The 20617-nt window shown below is 42.8% G+C and carries 19 protein-coding genes and 1 tRNA gene; 12 read left to right on the top strand and 8 right to left on the bottom strand.

Annotated elements, in window-relative coordinates; genetic code table 11:
• The 3 genes from B4033_RS10045 to B4033_RS10055 form a co-directional block, all read left to right on the top strand.
• Positions 1 to 200 (top strand): restriction endonuclease (locus B4033_RS10045; protein ID WP_286833594.1); only part of this gene is annotated, 200 nt, incomplete at its 5' end.
• Positions 201 to 435: 235 nt separating this feature from the next.
• Complete coding sequence (locus B4033_RS10050) at positions 436 to 1350, top strand: LysM peptidoglycan-binding domain-containing protein (RefSeq protein WP_286833595.1); 915 nt, start codon at positions 436 to 438, stop codon at positions 1348 to 1350.
• Positions 1351 to 1974: 624 nt separating this feature from the next.
• The gene (locus B4033_RS10055) at positions 1975 to 2823 is read left to right on the top strand and encodes an HNH endonuclease (RefSeq protein WP_286833597.1); all 849 of its coding nucleotides are present in this window, start codon (positions 1975 to 1977) and stop codon (positions 2821 to 2823) included.
• A gap of 178 nt (positions 2824 to 3001) precedes the next feature.
• Here B4033_RS10055 and B4033_RS10060 read toward each other — a convergent pair whose 3' ends face one another.
• Positions 3002 to 3391 carry a hypothetical protein gene (locus tag B4033_RS10060; RefSeq protein ID WP_286833599.1) on the bottom strand — a complete coding sequence of 130 codons (390 nt, stop codon included), beginning with the start codon at positions 3389 to 3391 and terminating at the stop codon, positions 3002 to 3004.
• A gap of 211 nt (positions 3392 to 3602) precedes the next feature.
• Here B4033_RS10060 and B4033_RS10065 point away from each other — a divergent pair, with 211 nt between their 5' ends.
• Positions 3603 to 3866, top strand: coding sequence for a hypothetical protein (locus tag B4033_RS10065; protein WP_286833601.1), 264 nt, complete (start codon positions 3603 to 3605; stop codon positions 3864 to 3866).
• A 35-nt stretch (positions 3867 to 3901) separates the two neighbouring features.
• Here B4033_RS10065 and B4033_RS10070 read toward each other — a convergent pair whose 3' ends face one another.
• Positions 3902 to 5200, bottom strand: a complete 1299-nt coding sequence (locus B4033_RS10070; RefSeq protein ID WP_286833604.1) for a tyrosine-type recombinase/integrase — start codon at positions 5198 to 5200, stop codon at positions 3902 to 3904.
• Positions 5201 to 5386: 186 nt separating this feature from the next.
• Positions 5387 to 5473, bottom strand: a tRNA-Leu gene (locus B4033_RS10075).
• Between the two features lie 168 nt (positions 5474 to 5641).
• Here B4033_RS10075 and queA point away from each other — a divergent pair.
• The 8 genes from queA to secF all read left to right on the top strand — a co-directional run bounded on the left by queA (position 5642) and on the right by secF (position 13893).
• Entirely contained in the window at positions 5642 to 6676 is a 1035-nt protein-coding gene (queA, locus tag B4033_RS10080; RefSeq protein WP_286833607.1) for a tRNA preQ1(34) S-adenosylmethionine ribosyltransferase-isomerase QueA, read from the top strand.
• Positions 6677 to 6691: 15 nt separating this feature from the next.
• On the top strand, positions 6692 to 7720 hold the full coding sequence (locus B4033_RS10085) for a hypothetical protein (protein ID WP_286833609.1): 1029 nt from the start codon (positions 6692 to 6694) through the stop codon (positions 7718 to 7720).
• 24 nt (positions 7721 to 7744) lie between these two features.
• Complete coding sequence (locus tag B4033_RS10090; protein ID WP_286833612.1) at positions 7745 to 8311, top strand: LemA family protein; 567 nt, start codon at positions 7745 to 7747, stop codon at positions 8309 to 8311.
• 111 nt (positions 8312 to 8422) lie between these two features.
• Positions 8423 to 9238: a DUF4303 domain-containing protein gene (locus B4033_RS10095; RefSeq protein ID WP_286833615.1), complete on the top strand. Its 816-nt coding sequence runs from the start codon at positions 8423 to 8425 to the stop codon at positions 9236 to 9238.
• A 158-nt stretch (positions 9239 to 9396) separates the two neighbouring features.
• Entirely contained in the window at positions 9397 to 10527 is a 1131-nt protein-coding gene (tgt, locus tag B4033_RS10100; RefSeq protein ID WP_004816067.1) for a tRNA guanosine(34) transglycosylase Tgt, read from the top strand.
• Positions 10528 to 10629: 102 nt separating this feature from the next.
• Entirely contained in the window at positions 10630 to 10959 is a 330-nt protein-coding gene (yajC, locus tag B4033_RS10105) for a preprotein translocase subunit YajC (protein ID WP_004816064.1), read from the top strand.
• A 52-nt stretch (positions 10960 to 11011) separates the two neighbouring features.
• Positions 11012 to 12910 (top strand): protein translocase subunit SecD, encoded by a 1899-nt coding sequence (secD, locus tag B4033_RS10110; protein ID WP_108619408.1) that lies wholly within the window; start codon positions 11012 to 11014, stop codon positions 12908 to 12910.
• Positions 12911 to 12918: 8 nt separating this feature from the next.
• On the top strand, positions 12919 to 13893 hold the full coding sequence (gene secF / locus B4033_RS10115) for a protein translocase subunit SecF (RefSeq protein WP_171058629.1): 975 nt from the start codon (positions 12919 to 12921) through the stop codon (positions 13891 to 13893).
• 49 nt (positions 13894 to 13942) lie between these two features.
• On the opposite strand, the gene B4033_RS10120 is transcribed toward secF, so the two are convergent.
• From B4033_RS10120 to cysM, 5 genes are all read right to left on the bottom strand, one after another.
• Positions 13943 to 14593: a hypothetical protein gene (locus B4033_RS10120; RefSeq protein WP_286833620.1), complete on the bottom strand. Its 651-nt coding sequence runs from the start codon at positions 14591 to 14593 to the stop codon at positions 13943 to 13945.
• A gap of 103 nt (positions 14594 to 14696) precedes the next feature.
• A complete protein-coding gene (locus tag B4033_RS10125; RefSeq protein ID WP_103800337.1) occupies positions 14697 to 17006 on the bottom strand; it encodes a RelA/SpoT family protein in 2310 nt (769 codons plus the stop codon).
• 44 nt (positions 17007 to 17050) lie between these two features.
• Complete coding sequence (gene rlmD / locus B4033_RS10130; RefSeq protein ID WP_262478751.1) at positions 17051 to 18427, bottom strand: 23S rRNA (uracil(1939)-C(5))-methyltransferase RlmD; 1377 nt, start codon at positions 18425 to 18427, stop codon at positions 17051 to 17053.
• Between the two features lie 6 nt (positions 18428 to 18433).
• Positions 18434 to 19252, bottom strand: coding sequence for a 3'-5' exonuclease (locus B4033_RS10135; protein WP_004891401.1), 819 nt, complete (start codon positions 19250 to 19252; stop codon positions 18434 to 18436).
• Positions 19253 to 19270: 18 nt separating this feature from the next.
• Positions 19271 to 20200 carry a cysteine synthase CysM gene (cysM, locus tag B4033_RS10140; protein WP_004891398.1) on the bottom strand — a complete coding sequence of 310 codons (930 nt, stop codon included), beginning with the start codon at positions 20198 to 20200 and terminating at the stop codon, positions 19271 to 19273.
• Between the last annotated feature and the right edge of the window lie 417 nt (positions 20201 to 20617).

A 20617-nucleotide genomic window follows, 5' to 3' on the forward strand; every position in this document is an offset into this window, starting at 1 on the left:
GCGATGATGAATATGCCCTTTTTGTGAATTTAGGCAGCTATACAATTCAAGCACGTAATAAGGCAACCAATAAATCTAGATTGAGATTGATTGATGGCAAAGAGCTAGTAAACCTAATTTACAAATACTATGACAGCTTTAGCCCTCAGTATCGTGCTCTAATTCCTTTGAGAAAGATTTATGTTCCTGATTTAGGTTAAGCAATATAGATAGAGTTACAAAGATCTAATCAACCATTAGATCTTTACTAGCTCACGTATCATTAGACATACATATCTTAAGTATTAAGAGAAAACTGTCATTAGACTACTATTTCAAGTATTAAGACAAAGCCATTTAGGTTTTAGTGGCTTTAGCATTAAGGTATACCCTAATGACCTTATATATCATCGAGTTGCTATAATTATTATTCTTTTAATCTTCGACAAATAGCTCATGAAAAAAATCATTTTCATAATCTTACCTTTATTATTTAGCGCCGATACTAAAGCAGAAGATTTCTTAGAAGGAATATGTGATTCGGCGACAGACTATGCATCTAGAGCAATGTCAGCAAGACAAAATGGCATTAGTCAAAAAAATGCAAGCGAATTATTGGGAACCATAAAGCATAAGAATGGAGAACGTGTGGATGAAATTGCTAAAGACATACTGTTAAAGGCATACTCAGTTCCAATCTATAAAACTTTGACTGAGAAGCAAAATGAGGTTAAGCGCTTTACGGGCAAAGTCTCTGAATATTGCTCATCGATAGCAAATAATACGAATCAAGAAATCAGTGAACTAAAAGCTAAAGTAGAGTCATCACAGGTTACTGAATACGAAGTGCAAAGAGGAGACACTTTAGCATCTATTGCTAAAAAGCATAATGTAGATTGGCAGGAAATTAGCGAATGGAATAATCTGGCTCCTGAATCATCTATATATGTTGGTCAGACTTTGAGAATTCTTCCATCTCTATCAAAAAAAATTATCCAAGAAAAAGCCAATACTAAAGAAAATATTACTCTACCTAAGAAAGAAGATGAGCTTAAATTAAAGAAACCAATTTCATCCTCTACCTATGAAATTGACGATGATAAATATTGTAAAACCGAGAGTTGGTTTGCTTTACAAGCAATGACTCTTAGACAAAAAGGAGCACCAAAAACTAAAGCCCTTGAGCTTAACCACGAAATGTATATAGGCTTAAAGCAAAGAGGTTATGATGACAAAAAAGGATATGCTGAGCGCATTACTCAAGCCAATCGAGCCTACACATTACCTATCAAGAAAACTGAGCAAGCAAAGAAACAAGCTATCGTAGACTTTGCTAATGAGTATTACTATAAGTGTTTAGGTAATCGTTAATTACCTTGATACTTAGGATTGAGCAATTTAGTCTGCCTAATATTAAACCTAACTAACCGAGCTAATTTCAAGCAATCAATTAGCCTATCTATCGCTCTTCCTATTTTCACACCATACATTAATTAAACCTTTTCAGTTGGTGCGTTTGTTTCGAGCCAAGAGTTTGCATAACGTGATCTCTTGGAAAACAGTGCCAAGCGTGGGAAAGCGGGGTAATCTAAATCGCCCTGCTTTTCTTTTATCTGCTTACTACTCCAAGCAAATATGATTGGTATCACAAAGAGACTAATTTAATAAATATTAGCTAATTGACTAGATTCAGAGTATCAGCCTGAGACAGTTCCAAATAAAGTGTCTCAGATTGAGACACTTTGGATATCCAAAAAATTCCTATCACAATCCAATAATTTCGCTTTTGAAGCACTAATAATAATTAGTCTAGGCAAGATGTAATTTAGCCAACAGAAAGTATTGATTGCCAAAAGATGATAAGCATAATCGGATCACTAGCTACCTGACACATGTAGAGTCAATGAATTTTGGTTATTCACCTTTCCAAGTTTTGAGTAATTGATAAGTGTGGAATGTGTCATTTATCTTGAATCATACACTGAAGGAATAGATATGCTAGCAAAAACCCAAATCCAGCAATGCTTAGAGAAGTTAGGTTTTCGACTCACACCACCAGCCAACCCATATAATTACAAAGTATTAGAATTCACACATACACGTCTTAAATATCCAGTATATGTAAAAAATACTAATCGTTTTCCTTTAGTAATCCACGATACATTCTTAAGTGAACGGCCTAATCTACTCAATATCTCTGGTGTATTCGCTGACCCTAATAAACCAGAATACTTTTGTTCTAATATGTATGCCTTCAACAAAAAGTTAAATCCATATACAAAGATGACCCCAAAAAAGGCACCTGAAAGATTTGGCTTGGATTTTGGATTTGAAAGTGAAATAGCTATCAAAAAATTTTTAGATAGCATTTCACTTAAAAATGGAACATCCGTTTACGATAAGAATGATCCAAAAAAACTTGATCCTGAAGATGTAGATGATTCATTTGATGAAACCATCTCTCTTACAGAAAAGGATATTGTGATCAAAGCTCGTATTGGACAAGGAGCTTACAGAAAAGCATTACTAGATTATTGGGGCGGTTGTGCAGTTAGTGGATGTAAGATTGAATCTATGTTGATTTCATCTCATATCAAACCTTGGAGTGTAGATAGAGAGGCTCGTTTAGATCCTTTTAATGGATTACTACTTTCACCCACATTAGACCGAGCTTTCGATCAAAGGCTAATTAGCTTTAATGATGATGGTTCAATCATTCTCAGCTCGACATTGACAGCAACAGACCTCGAATTGTTACATTTGAATCCAGCTTTACGATTACGAAAGTTAGATGAAAGGCATTTACCTTATTTATCTTGGCATAGAGCTCATCTAGTTAAGTAACAGCTAAAACTTATCAAATCTAAAAAGGCTTTACCAAACCAAACTGATTACCTATTTAACTCCCACATCAAATAAGTAATCAGATAGATTGGTAAAGCAATTGGTTTTACAAAGGAGATCTCCATATTTTCCTTATATTATGAGAGATCCACCTAAGGCACCGGAGGTGCCACCAATTTCAGATAATGTAATAAACATTACTTACATAAGCACCTATTCGCTTCTTACCAATCCTAATACTGTTGTTGAATATCAACATCTCTAATCTATCTTTTACCAATCCAGCATTAAGCTCACTACTAAAGAATTCATTAATTTCACTTGTGATTGCCCCCTCTAACCCTTTCGATGATATAAATGCTTTAAGGCGTTCTAGTTGCTTAGCAAGTTGATATAGTGGATGCTTAAACTCTTCAAAAATAGCTGAATCATGTTGACTCAATTTCGGCTCATTGATGTATAGATCTTTGATAAGAGGCATTAGCTCTTGAACTAATCTTAGAGGATCTTTTCTCTTAAGGTCTTCTAGTGCTTCTTCGATAATTTGAGTTAAAGTAGGTACTAACATTTCAACATCCATTAATTCACAATGGACTCGAAATTACATGCAGAGGATACTAAATGTCAAAACAATTTTAATTAAAAAACAATAAGTTATTACTCACCCACCCACTTACTCAAGCAAATACGTACGCACGTACTTAAGCATATGAAATTTGGTATTCCCTCTAATTCTGACTTAGAATAATTACTTTATCTAATGGACAAGGAGGTCCAAAATGAATTCAATTTCAAATGAAACAGCAATACTTAACACCATCGCTAATTGCGTAGACAAAGCTAGTAGCATTGGCCCATTTCGTAATGAAGATGCTAAATCTACATTCTATGTTGAACCAAAATTACATCGTAGATTAGAAGTAATTAGTGAGTACACTGGTTTAACTAAACAAGAGATATACTCCAAAGCACTACGCAAATATGTCATTGAAGATTATTTAGAAGACTTGGATATAGAGTCCTTTATTGAAGCTTCAGCCTAAATAAGAAAGCTCCCAAGGATGGGAGCTTTCTTCATCTAAGCAGTCTCATTTAGTGACTGTGGATAAGCATAATCATAAGGTGATACATATCCCTTGGTTTCAATATCCACTAGGTATTGACTCCACCACTGCATCATTCGCTTACGCTCATAGAGATACTCTGCAACATGAGTGTAAGCACCTACTACATCATTGCGCTCCTGATGGCTCATCTGCTTCTCAATCGCATCTCTTTGGAACAAGCCACACTCACCCAAGGCTGACCGTGCCATCGCTCTAAAACCATGAAAACAGATGTCCTTTTTGGTGTCATATCCCATACGTCGTAAAGCAACATTAAAGGTATTCTCACTAAGAAAAGCAGTTCCATTGTATGAGCTCGGAAAAACCATCCCTGAATTACCACTAACTCTCTTTACTTTCTGTAACAAGCCTATCGCATGATCAGATAATGGAACAATATGTGGCTCTCTCATCTTAGCTCCACGATCAGAGTGCTTGATACCATTTACTTGGTTTCGCTTCGCAGGCAATGTCCACTGCTTCTTCTCAAAATCAATTTCAATCCATCGAGCAAACCTTAGTTCAGATGAGCGAATGAAAATATGTAAGCCTAGCTCCATACAGAGCTTGGTAACTTCATCACCTGAATCAGCTCTGATGCGCCGTATCAGCTCAGGTAATCGGTGTAGTGGTAATGCAGGTCTATGATTCTTAGGTGCAGAGAGATCAAGACTCTCCATCTCTCGTGCATGGTTTACTTCAATAAGCCCATATTGCACGGCATAGCTAAAGATGAGAATGAGGTCCGCTCTAATTCGTTGAGCATTATCAGCACTCTTTTCATAGATATGGTTTAGCACTTTACGAAGATGCTTGGGACGAAGGTCATCAATTGGGTAATGGCCTAACATTGGGAATAGATGATTTTCTAGTTTACGAATGCGCTTATGCTTTGTATGTTCTTCTAATGGTTTGCGCTTGGCATATTGTTCAAGCCATTCTCTTGCAACAGATTCAAGAGAGTGCTTTACCTTATCAACCTTGTATTCACCTCTCCCAAGAACCTCATCAACCTCTTTACCTAAAGCGATTGATCGTCTGTATTCAGCACCCTTCTCTCGAGCTAGAGCCAATGGTACTTCAGGAAATGTTCCTAACTTGATCTTATGAGTTTTACCAAAATCATCTCTCAGACGAAGCATCCAAGTTCTTGTACCAGAAGGACGTACTACAAGATAAAGACCATCTCCATCAAAGAGACTGTATTCTTTGTCTGTTGGTTTAGCTCGTTCAACTTGTCTTGCCGTTAAAGGTTTTGTAATTTTAGCCATCTGATTTCACCATGAAAAACAAGGGAAAATCAGGTACTCATTTAGGGACTTATTTGCCAGAATGACCACCTGAAATCAGGCTAATGAAGTCATTAAGTTTTGAACGAATGGTTAACGCAGATTATTGATTTTAGACAATAAAAAAAGGCTCTAAGTCTTAATGTGCTTAGAGCCTTTTTAGGTAACTGGTCCCGAGGGTCGGACTCGAACCGACACGTCATCGCTGACAGTGGATTTTGAGTCCACCGCGTCTACCAATTTCACCACCTCGGGAGTGGATGAAAGGTATATTACTCGGTTTCAATCAGATGTCAACGCAGATTCTCTGCATTTGTTTAATTTTAAAACAAAACTCATTTTTTTGATCTATAAAGCTGCAATTTCCTCCTTAAAAAGGAAAAAAGTTTATACTACGCCCAGTTTTTATTACCGTAACTTGTCATGCAACTTTCTGATTTTAGCTTTGATCTCCCCGATGAGCTGATTGCTCGCTATCCGCTTGAACAACGTAGTGCTTCCCGCCTTTTACACCTCGATGCTGAAGGTCAATACCATGACCACCAATTTACCGACATTCTGGATTTATTGAATGAAGGTGATTTGCTGATTCTGAATGATACCAAGGTGATGAAAGCCCGCCTGAAAGGTAAACGTGCGTCAGGTGGTGCAGTTGAAGTTCTGGTTGAACGCATGATGGATCAGTTCATCGCGCACTGTCACATTAAAGCCAGCAATACACCGAAAGCCGGTGCTGAACTGTTTATTGGCCCAAATGCCGTTAAAGTGACTGTTCAAGGCCGTCATGAGAATCTGTTTGTTGTGGAATTCTCCCAGCCGATTTTAGATGTCCTGGATAAATACGGTGCGCTGCCAATTCCACCTTACTTCAACCGTGAAGCGGAAGAGATTGATACTTTACGCTATCAAACGGTTTTCAATGACCCAACAAAATTAGCCAGTGTGGCTGCACCGACAGCTTCCTTGCACTTCGATGAAGACTTGCTGAAAAAACTCGAAGAAAAAGGCATTCAAAAAACGTTCGTGACCCTGCATGTGGGTGCAGGTACGTTCTTGCCGGTTCGTACCGACAATATTGAAAATCACATCATGCACAGCGAATGGTGTCAGGTCTCTGATGCATCCATGGCACTGATCAAAGCTACGAAAGAACGTGGCAATAAAGTCATTGCTGTCGGCACAACAGCCACACGCGCAACTGAAAGTGCAGCTCAGGCCAATGGCGGTGAACTCAAAGGCTGGACCGGTGATACCCAGATTTTCATTTACCCGGGTTATGAGTTTAAAGTGGTTGATCGTTTGATTACCAACTTCCATTTGCCTGAATCTACCCTGCTAATGCTGGTATCAGCGTTGTCAAATCGTGACAATATTCTAAATGCCTATAACTATGCCGTAGAAAGCAAATACCGCTTCTTCAGCTATGGTGATGCCATGCTGATTGATCAGGCCAAATAATTACAGGACCCATCTATGCCGATCGATGCAGTGCAACGCTCCATTCATATTCGTCGTAAGAAAAATGAAGTGGTGTTTAAAAATATCGATCGGCTGTGGCACTTATCGAGTGATGCCAAAAGCCATCAGGACATTCTTAATGGCTTGCATCCATGGCAAGGTTCAATTTCTCTAAAGTTTGAAAACACCCTGCCGTGGTTCCTGGCACTCTTTGGCTTGATGCAAGTATTCAGCCTTATCATTGCACCGCACAATTTCTGGCTGCAATGCAATTTTGCCTTGGGTTTTGGTATGTTGTTTTGGGCCTATCTGATTTATGAGCAAGAGCGCCCCATCAATGATGTGATTGAATATTTAGAAGAACGTGTGCTGACGCATAAATATCATCTCCACTTTCAACAACAGCCACAGCATATTTCAATGCCACTTAATCCTCGGCAATTTATTGGCAATTTAAAACGCCTTTTTCCTGTGTTTGAACGTGGCTCATTACGCAATGACATCTCACGTTATGCCAGCACCACATGGTTAGATGAAAATGGACAAGAACACCAAGTCTTGCTTTTTAAATACCACTATGTAGATGAAATTAAAACCATCGACAAAAATGGCAATACCGTCAAACTCATTGAACAACACAAAAATTTGTGGGGTGCATTTGTCTTTGATGTCTCTGTGCAAGGGCTTGCGATTAGCACATCAAGACGTCCATTCCCCTCACCTTATCGCCATCCTTGGCACAGCAGTGATATACGCACCAATCAGCGTTTAAAATTTTATGGCACAGATCCCATGCAAATGGCAAAACAGCTTAGCCCGGGTTTTGTGCTCCGATTAGGTCAATTTTTCCAATACCGTGAAGGCGATCTTATTTTTCATCCCCAACAACGTGTGCTGTGCTATTTAGGGCCACATGACATTTTTAATGCGCCTGAACGCAAGCAAAATATCCAGGATATTTCTGCATTGCGTGGACATCTGAGAACGTTTAAATTAGTACAACTGGAAAAGCTGCAAACTGACCTGATTCAGTTTTTAAAATAATTATTTTCTCTGGGGACTGCTTTTATGGGATTTGTTGTTTTTGTCATTATCCCGATTCTGCTGATTGTTGCCATCATCATGATCCGTAACAGCATCGTACGTTATCATAATGCCACAATTCGGGCATGGTCTGATGTTGCCAGCTATGAACGGCAGAAACTGAAAATTCTAGATGGCCTGCAACCTTTGGTCGAACAGTATTCCAGTTTCGAAAAAGGCACGCTGGAGAAAGTGACTGAACTGCGTCAGAACATCATGAACCTGAATATTAAAGATGCCGATATTGGGCAATTACAACGGATCGAAAGCCTGAACCAGGAGCTGATGCATAACCTGAATGTGCTGATCGAAAACTACCCTGAATTGAAAGCCAATGAAATTTATCTGAAAATGATGAACGAAACTGAAGAACAGAATGAAAATGTCGGTGCCGCAATCAGTATCTATAATCGTAATGTTGAACTGTTTAATAACCAGATTCAGGTTTTCCCGCATAATATAATCAATAACATGCTGCTACAAAAGAAAGCTGTGCGTCCCTTCCGCGATCAGGCCGTGACCCAAAGTTTTGACTATCGTCCGAATTTTTAAACCCTGACGTATATTTATGCGATGATAAGAAATACCCAACTGCCTTAGCGATGAATCAGGAGATTCCAGCTAAGGCACTTTGCTTCAAAATAAAAATAAAGAATTAAAACTATGCTGGATCATCTCGATACCTTAAAGGAAGTCCTGATCAAGGAATTTTATCAACTCTATAATCATTATAGTGACGACGAAATATATGCCTGTAGCCTGGTCTTTGACGAGTTTCTGCGAATGAATTATCTCGCCATTTCAACCGAACGTAGTATTTTTAATGATCAGGAAGATCGTGCACAGTATCTGTCTGAAACTGAACGCTGGAATGCAGCGAAATGGCGTTACCGTACCGTCCATAGCTCTAGTAACGGTATGACGCAGTTTCGTGCACTGCTGGACAGCTATTTCAAGAACCAGCATAGTTTCGGCAATCCTTTGCTGGAACATAGCAAGACCGATCAGGCCAATACACTGGATGTACTGTTAAAGCTCTTTCAACAGGCACGTGATGCTTTAGAACAGGATTATGGCCTGGACTTAAACCGGATTGTATTTTTTATCCATATGCCAACACAGCCACAAATAGAATTCCAATCGGCTATTTCTCTAAATCAGGAAAGTCCATTAAGACAACAGTTTGTGTTCAGCAAACAGCCTGCAAATCAACCTGCTGTGTCAAAGTCATTTAAGCTAAACCAGAACGATAAAGATCTGCTGATTGATCTGGCGCAACTGGTCAAGTTAGAAGCTTATGATTATTTACATGTAGCCCATCAGGCCTATTTACTGACGCTGGAACCGCATTTTGTCGATACCAATCTTTATATCCAGAAACTGATCCAGCATATCGCAGCGATGGCAACTGAAATTGATGGCAGTTGTGCCATGACACAAGCGGAAATTCAGGAACGCATCCGCCAGTTTGAACGTTAGATCACAAGCTTATTCTTCATTTTTTATTCATACAGGCAACATAAATAAACAGCCCGGACTGGATGGAGCGCTGGCGTTTACGGTCAGAATCAAGGAAAATAGCCGGTTTTAGCATTAACAATCAGCGAACTGTTTTTTCGCCTTGATTTGGAACTCCTATGAAGTTTGAAAAATTAGCGCAGTCGGGCCGTGCCCGTCGTGGCCGTTTAACGCTTGAGCATGGCGTGGTTGAAACCCCAATGTTCATGCCGGTGGGGACTTATGGCACGGTAAAAGGCATGTTGCCTCGTGACATTAAAGAAATTAAGTCTCAGGTAATTCTGGGCAATACCTTCCATCTGTACCTGCGTCCAGGTCTGGATGTCATCCGTGAGCATGGTGGTCTGCATCAGTTCATGAAATGGAATAACCCGATCCTGACTGATTCTGGTGGCTTCCAGGTGTTCAGCCTCGGTGCGATGCGTAAAATCAAGGAAGAAGGCGTGACCTTCCGCTCGCCGATTGATGGTTCCAAAGTATTCCTGTCTCCTGAAATCTCGATGGACATTCAGCACACCCTGAACTCTGACATCGTGATGATTTTTGACGAATGTACGCCTTATCCGGCAACGCATGAAGAAGCACAGAAATCGCTACAACTGTCTTTACGTTGGGCCAAACGCTGTAAGACTCAACATCACGACGTACTGAAAAACCGCAATGCCCTGTTCGGGATTATTCAAGGCGGTATGTACGAAGATTTGCGTGATGAATCCTTAAAAGGCCTGCTTGAAATTGGCTTTGATGGTTATGCCATTGGTGGTCTGTCTGTTGGTGAACCGAAAGAAGAAATGATCAAGGTGCTGGATTATCTTCCAGAGAAAATGCCGGAAGACAAACCACGTTACCTGATGGGTGTCGGCAAACCGGAAGATATCGTGGAAGCAGTACGCCGTGGTGTCGACATGTTCGACTGCGTAATGCCAACCCGAAATGCACGTAACGGTCATTATTTTGTGACCGGCGGTTTAGTACGTATCCGTAACGCGAAATACCGTCATGACCAAAGTCCGCTTGATCCAGCCTGCGATTGCTACACTTGCCAAAACTTTAGCCGTGCCTACCTGTTTCACCTGGAGAAATGCGGTGAAATGCTAGGTTCTATGCTGGGTACGATTCATAACTTGCGCTATTACCTGCGCCTGACTGAAGCGATGCGCGAAGCACTGGATCAAGGCACATTCGAGCAATTTGTTGAGGACTTTTATGCCCGCCGTGGCATGCAAGTGCCGCCTTGTCCTGAAGATTAATCTTTCAGTATTTGCGCTAAAGAAAAAGACAAGGTAAATTGCAGAACAAGTCAATTTATTATCATTCAGTTAATTAACCATTTTTAGTTTAGGAAAATGTAAATGAGCCTATTTATTTCGACTGCTCACGCTGCAGGTGAAGCTGCACAACAACCAAGCCTGATGGCGAACCTTTTGATGATTGCGGTATTCGTAGCAATCTTCTATTTCCTGATCTGGCGTCCTCAATCTAAACGTGCCAAAGAGCATCGTGCACTGATTGAAAGTCTGGGTGTTGGCAGCGAAGTGGTATTTGCAGGGGGCTTAATGGGCAGAATCACAAAAATTGAAGGTGACTTTGCTGTGGTTGAACTCAACCGTGGTGTGGAAGTAAAAGTTCAGCGTGCGAGCGTGGTCTCAGTACTTCCTGAAGGCACTTTAAATAACATTTAATCAAAAGAAGTCGTGCTCCCTGCACGACTTTTTAATTTTAAGAAGAAAACAAATGCGTTACCCAGCATGGAAATATGTACTGATCCTGGTTGTCCTGGCGATCAGTACATTATATGCCCTGCCTAGTTTGTATCCAGATGAACCTGCCGTACAGATTTCGGGTGCCAAAGCCGGCACTCAGATCGATGCGGGCATCGTACAAAGAGCAGAGCAATTATTAAAAACTGAAAATATTGCAACTCATGACAACAGCTTCAGCAACAATGCGGCCTTACTTCGTGTTGATTCTAGCGAAGCACAACTCAAAGCCAAGGAAGCACTGCGTCGGGGCCTGGGCGATGATTATGTTGTAGCATTGAACCTTGCACCAACAACACCAGAATGGCTGCAAAAAATTGGCGCCAAGCCAATGAAGCTGGGTCTGGATTTGCGTGGTGGTGTTCACTTCCTGCTAGAAGTGGATATGGACAAGGCGATTGCGCAGCGTATGGAAACATCGGCAACTGACCTGCGTCGTCAATTACGTGATAACAATCTGAAATTCAACAGCCTGACTCTCAGCAACAACACCATTACCATGCAGTTTGCCAATAATGATGATCGTTCTGCGGTAATGGACTTTCTGCGCCGTAATGACAATGAGTTCACCCAGCAGGCTGTAGCGACGAATACCGGATCTACCCTGCGTCTGAACTATACCGATGTGCGTAAGCAGGAAATTGAAAGCTATGCAGTCAACCAGAACTTAACCACACTGCGTAACCGTATTAACGAGCTAGGTGTGGCTGAAGCACTGGTACAAACTCAGGGCAGCAACCGTATTGTGGTTGAACTTCCTGGTGTTCAGGATACTGCTGAGGCAAAACGTGTCCTTGGCCGTACTGCAAACCTCGAGTTCCGTCTGGTCTCAGATCTGAACGATCAATATATCGATCCATATACGGGTCAGGCAGCAGGTACATTGCCCCCTGGTACTGAAGCATTTGCTTATGAATCTCTGGACAGCGGTCGTCAGTTATTGCTGAACCGTACCCGTATTCTGACGGGTGAACGTGTTCAAAATGCCTCAAGTGGCTTTAGCCAGGACACTGGTGGTGCTGAGGTGAACATTACCCTCGATGCTGCGGGCGGTAAACTCATGTCCGATGCCACACGTAATGCTGTTGGCAAACGTATGGCTGTACTGTTTATCGAGAACAAGCAGAAGATCAGCTATGTTGAAGATCCTGCAACAGGTCAGCAAACTGAAGTTCGTACGCCATATACCGAATCTGTGGTAATTAACGCGGCAACCATTCAGGCGGTATTGGGCTCTCAGTTCCGTATTACCGGTCTGGATTCTCCACAGGAAGCATCTGAACTTGCCTTGATGTTACGTGCCGGTGCACTGGCCGCGCCAATGTACTTTGTTGAAGAACGTGTGATTGGTCCAAGTCTGGGTCAGGAAAACATTGATAAAGGTGTATTGTCTACCCAAATCGGCTTTATCTTGGTGGCGATCTGGATGGTCGTGTTCTTCCGTCTGTTTGGTGTGATTGCCAACTTTGCGCTGGTATTTAACCTGGCGATGATCCTGACAGTCATGTCATGGATTGGTGCATCCCTCACCTTGCCAGGTATTGCAGGTATCGTGATTACCATTGGTATGGCGGTCGATGCCAACGTCCTGATCTGTGAGCGGATACGGGAAGAAATGAAGTGGGGGGCCTCGCCGAAACAGGCGATTGTGGCCGGTTATGACCGAGCCTATAACACCATTTTCGACTCGAACTTAACTACCTTCCTGGTGGCGTTCATTCTGTTCGCGATTGGTACCGGCCCGATCAAAGGCTTTGCCGTGACCCTGATGATTGGTATTGTCTGCTCGATGTTTACAGCAATTACTGTAACCCGTGCGATTGTACAGATCATCTATGGCAAAAAACGTAACTTGAAAAAGTTGAGCATTTAAGGAGATCACTGATGACTGAGAATACTCAACCTAATTCAAAACAATACGGCCGCCCGGATCACGAACGTGTTATCCCGTTTATGAAAATTGCTTTGCCTGCGGCATTGTTTTCAATTTTATTAACGGTTGCCAGCATCTTCTTTATTGCCACTAAAGGCTTGAACCTGGGTCTGGACTTTACTGGTGGTGTGGCAGCAGAGCTGAACTATACTAATCCGGTTCAGCCAGAATCAGTTACTCAGGCATTGAGTGAAGCTGGTTTTAATGATGCTGTGGTACAAACCTTAGGGTCAGATCGTGACCTGATGGTGCGTATGCCTGTTCAGGAAGATGTTGAAGCAGAAGACTTGACCAAAGCCATTACCACAGCAGTTCAGCTGCCAGGTAATGCAGCTGAAGTACCAAAAGTTGATGTGGTTGGTGGTCAGGTCGGTAATGAGCTGTACGTGCGTTCTGCAGGTGCGGTTGCCCTTGCCCTGCTGCTGATGCTGGTTTATGTCACCATCCGCTTTGAATTCAAACTGGCGATTGGTGCAGTACTGTCCTTGTTCCACGATATCGTGGTGACACTGGGTATCTTTGCCATGATGCAATGGCCATTCGACCTGACCGTACTGGCAGCGTTGTTGGCGATTATCGGCTTCTCACTCAACGATAACATCGTGGTCTCTGACCGTATTCGTGAAAACTTCCGTAAAATCCGTGGTGCTGAACCATTGGAAATCATCAATATTGCCTTGACTGAAACTTTACGTCGTACCATTCATACCTCTATGACGTTATTGCTGGTAGTCGTAGCCATGATGATCATGGGTGGTGATGGTTTGAAATGGTTCTCGATCGCAATGTTTGTTGGTGTTTTTGTAGGTACCTATTCATCCATCTATATTGGTACAGCCTTTGCTTTATGGCGTGGCCTGAACCGTCAGGATTTCATTGTGCAAGTGAAACCTGAGTTTGAGGAAGAAAACGAAATTCCATAATTTCAGCCTTTTTTTAAAATATGAAAAGCCCATCTACAGATGGGCTTTTTTATCGCCGTTGAATCTGTTCTGGATGCAGGATGGCGATCACTACCTCAGCTTGCTGAACGTCCTGTTTTTGAAAACGAACCTGACGTTTGCCATCCAGACTTTGACATTGTAACTCCTGCTCAGTTTCTCGCTGTAATTCTAAAATTAAACAGAATTTATTGATGAACTGTATGCAAAGCAGATCAGCCGTTTGGGCGGGCCGCTGACGGTCACATAGCAGCCACCAGCCCGGTTTAAGTATAGGCTGATAGGCATCGCTGCTGATTTGCAGAGCATGGTGATTCGCCTGCAACTGAATCGTAGACTCTATTTCATAATGAACAGCATCCAGAGGCTTTAAGCAAAACAGTTCCTGCTCCACCGCCTGCATGCTATATAAATGAGGAACCAGAGTATTTTTTACTTGTTCTATCTGAAGCTCTTGCTGATCCAGACTCATGGATTTCAAGCCGAGTTGCTGTTCCAGTTCCCGAGCCGCCTTTTCTCCAATCTGGCGCTTGCTATTCAGTAACTGAGCGACATAAGTCGCAGACAGGCCATAATATTCACAGATCTCTTTGCCTGTTTTAAAGCGCTGACTGGCAATCCATTGATCAATGATCCTGCTCAGATTTTCCCGTCTACGTTCAAATAGTTCTGTCGTACTCATCGCAATTGGGTGACTTCATTTTTATTAAGTGCTACTGAGCACCTTACAATAAAAAAGCCCACCAATAAATGGCAGGCTTTCCTAGACAAATTAATCAGTAGATTTAATTACCTTGTACCAAACGACGGGCACTGATAATCCCTGGCTGCTGTTCTAATCGAGCCAGCAGTTTGGACAGCTGAGCCAGACCTTTGACTTCGATCAATAGTTTCATATTGGCAATACCATCAGCTTCTGAAATGGTATTTACCTGACGGATATTGATCTGATCAGAGAAGATCACTTGCGTCAGATCTTTGAGCAGGCCACGGCGGTCATAAGCTTCTACTACAATCTGGACACTCTGACCACGGGTTGGCTGCATTTCCCAATCAGCTTCTACGGCACGTTCTGGTTCCTGCGAAATCATACGCACATAATCCGGACACGCCACCTTATGGATGCTTACTCCACGATTGAGCGTGATATAGCCCCCAATCGACTCGCCATGTACAGGCTGACAGCATTGCGCCACATGTAGTTCAACATTGTCTAAGCCATCAATCAGAATACCATGAGCAGACAAAGTATGACTGGCACGTGGATTCAGCGCCGGCTTCAGTACCAGTTCAGGTTCATCCTGATCCAAGTGCATATGGCGATTCACCTGATTGATCAGCGCATGCAGGCTGATATCGCCATTTACGATACCAATCAGAATGTCTTCGCCACTCTTCACATTAAAGTGATTGCAATAGTCACCCAAATCGATCGATTTCGGGTGGATTGCCAGACGTGAAAGTTCTTTATTCAGAATTTCACGGCCAACTTCCAGATTCTTGCTACGATCCTGCTGACGGAACCAGTGACGTAACTTGTCACGTGCACGTGCAGTCTTGATATAACCAAGCGAGTTCACCAGCCAGTCACGGTTTGGCTCACGGTCTTTTTTGGTCAGAATCTCGACCTGTTCCCCGGTTTTCAGAGTATAAGTCAGCGGCACATAGCGCTGGTTCACTCGTGCGGCATAGCACTTGTTACCCACTTCGGTATGGACATGATAGGCAAAATCCAAGACTGTTGAGCCACGCGGCAATTCTTTAATATCTCCATCGCGGCTAAACACATAGATTTTCTCAAAGCCTTCAAAGTCTTGAATCTGTTCAAAATTCTCAACTTCTGCCTCAGAATCTTTATGTGCACTGGCATCATTACGTTCCTGGTAATGCTCCAATACGGCACGTAAAGAATGCAGGCGATGGTTAAAGGAATGGTCTGTGGTTTTTGCCCCTTCCTTATAGTTAAAGTGTGAACATACTCCTAACTCTGCCTCTTCGTGCATGTGATAGGTACGAATCTGCACTTCAAGCGATTTGTTTTCTGCAATTACGGCAGTATGCAGTGAGCGATAACCATTGGCTTTCGGATTGGTAATATAGTCGTCAAACTGGTGCGGAATATGACGCCAGATCTGATGTACGATACCTAAAGTGTGATAACACTCAGGTACTGAATTTACCAGGACACGTACAGCACGGATATCATAGAGCTGATCAAAACTCAGATCCTTACTCTTCATTTTTCGATAAATCGAATAAATGTGTTTGACCCGACCGGTAATTTCGGCCTCAATGCCATGCTCAGCCAGTTCACCACGCAACTTGTCGATCACAAACTGAATATAATGTTCACGCTCCAAGCGCTTTTCATTCAGTAAAGAAGCAATTTCTTTATAACGTTCTGGTGCCAGATAACGGAAGGCCAGATCTTCCAGCTCCCATTTCAACTGGGCAATACCAAGACGATGGGCAAGTGGCGAATAGATGGTCAGAATTTCGCGTGCAACACGTTCCTGACGGTCTCGAGGTGATTTCGCCAGTTCACGCAATGCATAGGTACGCTCGGCCAACTTGATCAGTACCACACGGACATCTTCAGTGACTGAGATCAGCATCTTGTAAATGCCGGTCAAATGCTCGCGCTGGTTATTATTGAAATGGTCTTCCAGACGTTTGTTATTTTCAATCAGCTCGGACAGCTTACCCATCGACAGGGTGCCTTTCACCAGGCCATGTACACTCTCACCGAATTTCTCCAGTACGTCTGCAAGCGGTGTGACACCTTCACGTACCGAACGATACAGCATGGCTGCAGACAAAGTGTCTTCATCGACATGCAAATGGGCAAGGATATCCGCCATCTCAATACCGGTATAGAAAGTATTGGAGCGATGCTGAACCGTGGTTTCTAACTCATTTTCTAAAGTAAGATGGGCGACTTCTTCGAGCTGTTTTAATGGGGTCCCATCTAATATGCCGCGTACACGATCTAACCATTCGGTCATATCCTGCAGGGCTTGATCGGCATGTTCTACAGTCGCCTCCTGTGACAACTCATTCAGTCGCCCAGGCAGCTGTTCACGTACTGTGACCATACCATTCTCCTACTTTTATATACATCATCTCTTTAATCGTTTATTTAATTTTCTTTTTCGAACAGGGCAATCGACTCAACATGGCCCGTATGTGTGAACATATCCATCACACCTGCCCTGCTCAGACGATACCCCTGTTGTACCAGCAATCCGGCATCTCTGGCTAGAGTTGCCGGGTTACATGATACATAAACGATTCTTTTTGCACCAAACTTAGGAATATATTGCATCACTTCTTCTGCGCCGGAACGAGGCGGATCAATTAGTAATGCATCAAAACCCTGATTTGCCCAAGAATGATGCGAAAAATCTTGGGTTAAATCCTGCGAATGGAATGAAAGTTGTGCAATACCATTTATTTTGGCATTTTCCGCACCACGTTGCACCATTTCTTCACTACCCTCAACCCCTACGACGCTTCCACTCGCACCAACACAGCGCGCCAATGGCAAGGAAAAGTTTCCTAATCCGCAAAACAGATCCAGAACACGCTCTCCTGGTTGTAGTCGTAGCAAATCACATGCCAGACGTATCATCTGCGGGTTTACTGTGGAATTGACTTGGGTAAAATCTAGCGGATCAAAGCCAAACTCAACATCAAAATCATCCAGACGGTAATGCAGCCGCGCAGGCAATTGCGGTTGATCAATACGCGTCAGTTGGTTTTGACCTGCTGGCTGAATATAAAGCTGCCACCCCTTCTGTAACGCAAATTCGCGTAATTGGTTGACATCCTGTTCAGGTAATTGTGCAGTTTCACGAACTACTAATGCGATTTCCTGATCACCCATGGCCAATTCTATATGACCAACGTCAGCCTTACCATTTAGACTTTGGAGCAATTGTTTAAGACGTGTAACCGAGCCAAACTCCCGATCCAGAATCATGCAGCGATCAATCGAAGTCAGCTTGTTACTTTGGCTTTCACGGAATCCCACCACCAGCTTGTCTTTACCAGGTAAATAGCGTACGCCAATACGGGCTTTACGACGGTAATCTTCACGCTGTGAACGCAATGGCGCCAGCCATTCATTTGGCTGAATTCCAGCAAAATGTTGCAGATGCGATTTCAGCACATTCTGTTTGAGCTCAATCTGTGCATCCGGAGTGATATGCTGCATATTGCAGCCACCACAACTTCCAAAATGTGGACAAGGGGGCTGTATGCGAATTTCTGAGGCTTCACTCAACAATTCAAGCGAGTCAGCTTCTTCCAGCTTTTTCACTTCACGGGTGATTCGGGCACGCACTGTTTCACCGGGCAGTGCATAACGAATAAAAACTTTTTTACCGTGCTTGTCCGCTGGATGGTCCGGATGTGAACCATAGTGAGCAATGCCACGCCCCTCGTGCGATAGTGACTCAACCTGGAAGATGTATTCGGGTTGCTGCTTGGGCCGTGGTTGAGCTCGATGTTTCATGAAAACCTAATGTGTGGAGATGGGAAAATCAAATTGAGTAAATTCAGTCCGTCGCGACGTTTCACGCCAGACCGATAAAAAGTCCGCATGCTGCGGTTGCGTTTGCAAATACTGGATCGTACTTTGTACCAGATGTTGATAATCAGGCAGCAATAACTGTCCCTTTAGCAACTGCCAGCGAATATAGACCAGCCAGGTATTCAGGACATCACCTTCACAATAGCTGGTGAGCTTGTCCCATTCCTGATTGCGCACATATTCAGGCACATGGTAGCCACCATCGCCACGCTTGCCTGGATAACCGAGCAAGTGCGCCACGTCATCCAATTTCTGGAAATGACGGGCATGAAACATGGCCATCACATCCATCAAATCGACATGACGCTGATGGTAGCGGTTCTGATAATTATTATAGCGCTTTTGCGTATCAATTTCGCCCTGATCAAACAGACTTGGCGCAGACAAGCCATGGTACATGGCCCGGTAAAGAATCACGGGCAAATCAAATTGTGAACCATTCCAACTCACTAGGGTTGGATGACGCTTATCGAAAATCGATAAAAATTTTCGTAAAATTTCAGCTTCTGAATTCTGTTCCCGACTAAAGGAAAACAGTTTCATGCCCTGCTCATCAATCCACAGTCCGGAAATACAGACAATTTCATGTAGTGGCAGACGCTGAAAATCAGAACCCGATTCCTGACGACGCAGTTTGGTCAGGGCCTGATCCAGGCTTTGTTCCGGCAGGTCCAGGCCAAACAGATGTGCGCCTGACTTAAGATCGGTCTGGGTTTCAATATCAAACGTTAAAACAGGCAAGCGCATAAATTGATTACTCAGGAATTATTCAGGATCTTGTACAGAGAATAAACCTGTAGACAGATAACGGTCACCACGGTCACAAATAATGCACACGATTACGGCACCTGGATTTTCTTCTGCCAGCTTGATTGATGCCCAGACTGCACCTCCGGAAGAAGTTCCAGCACTGATCCCTTCTTTTTGTGCCAGCTTGCGCATGGTTTTTTCAGCTTCAATTTGTGGAATATCGATAATACGATCCACACGGCTACGGTCGAAAATGGTTGGCAGATACTCTTCTGGCCAGCGGCGGATCCCCGCAATACTTGAACCGTCAGAAGGTTGTAAACCCACAATCTGAATATCCGGATTCATCTCTTTCAGGTATTTAGATACACCCATAATAGTACCGGTCGTACCCATCGAGCTGACAAAGTGAGTGATCTTGCCACCCGTTTGCTGCCAAATTTCCGGACCAGTGGTCAGATAATGCGCTTCAACATTGTCCGGATTACCAAACTGGTTTAGGACCAGGCCTTTGCCTTCGTTTTGCATTTGCAGTGCCAGATCACGTGCACCCTCCATGCCTTGCTCTTTGGTCACTTCAATCAGTTCGGCACCGTAAGCACGCATGGCATCCTTACGTTCCTGACTCATGTTATTCGGCATGATCAGCTTCATTTTGTAGCCGCGCATTGCCGCAACCATCGCCAATGCAATCCCTGTATTTCCACTCGTCGCCTCAATCAGGGTGTCACCTGGCTTGATCTGACCACGCTTTTCCGCCTGCATGATCATGTTATAGGCCGGACGATCTTTCACCGAACCTGCAGGATTATTGCCTTCGAGCTTTGCTAACACTGTCGCTTGAGTGTGATTTGCCAGACGCTGTAGACGTACCAGTGGCGTTTTGCCTACGTAGTAGTCCAGTAAAAATTCGTCTGCTTGAAAATCAGGGGTTGTATTACTCATTATTTGCACCTATGTCGAGGTGCGGCTATTGTATGAAAATTTGCATTTCCCTGCACCCATTTAGCCAGTCTTTTTCAGAAAACCGATCAAAACTCGTGCAGCATGGTTTAAAAATTAAAAAACATTATTTCTGTCAGTAGCTTATTTGTAAATTAAACGCTGTTATTTCAATATTTCTCAGGTCAATTTCAGATTTAAAGGCTTTCATTTCTTAGCATTTTATACGTTATCTATTTGAATTTTTTTCATATCCAGATTTATTCTTAAAAAGTCTGTTTGATTTGGTATTGCGAAAAACCTTGATGAAATTTTAACTGAAGATTTAAAGCGTGCTAATATGCGGAGCATAAGGAAAACACTGCTTGAATCATGTCAAATATCAATAAAAAGCTGTTTAAACGCCTACACTTAAATCAT

This window comes from Acinetobacter sp. UBA3132, assembly GCF_002364825.1.
Taxonomy (GTDB): domain Bacteria; phylum Pseudomonadota; class Gammaproteobacteria; order Pseudomonadales; family Moraxellaceae; genus Acinetobacter; species Acinetobacter schindleri.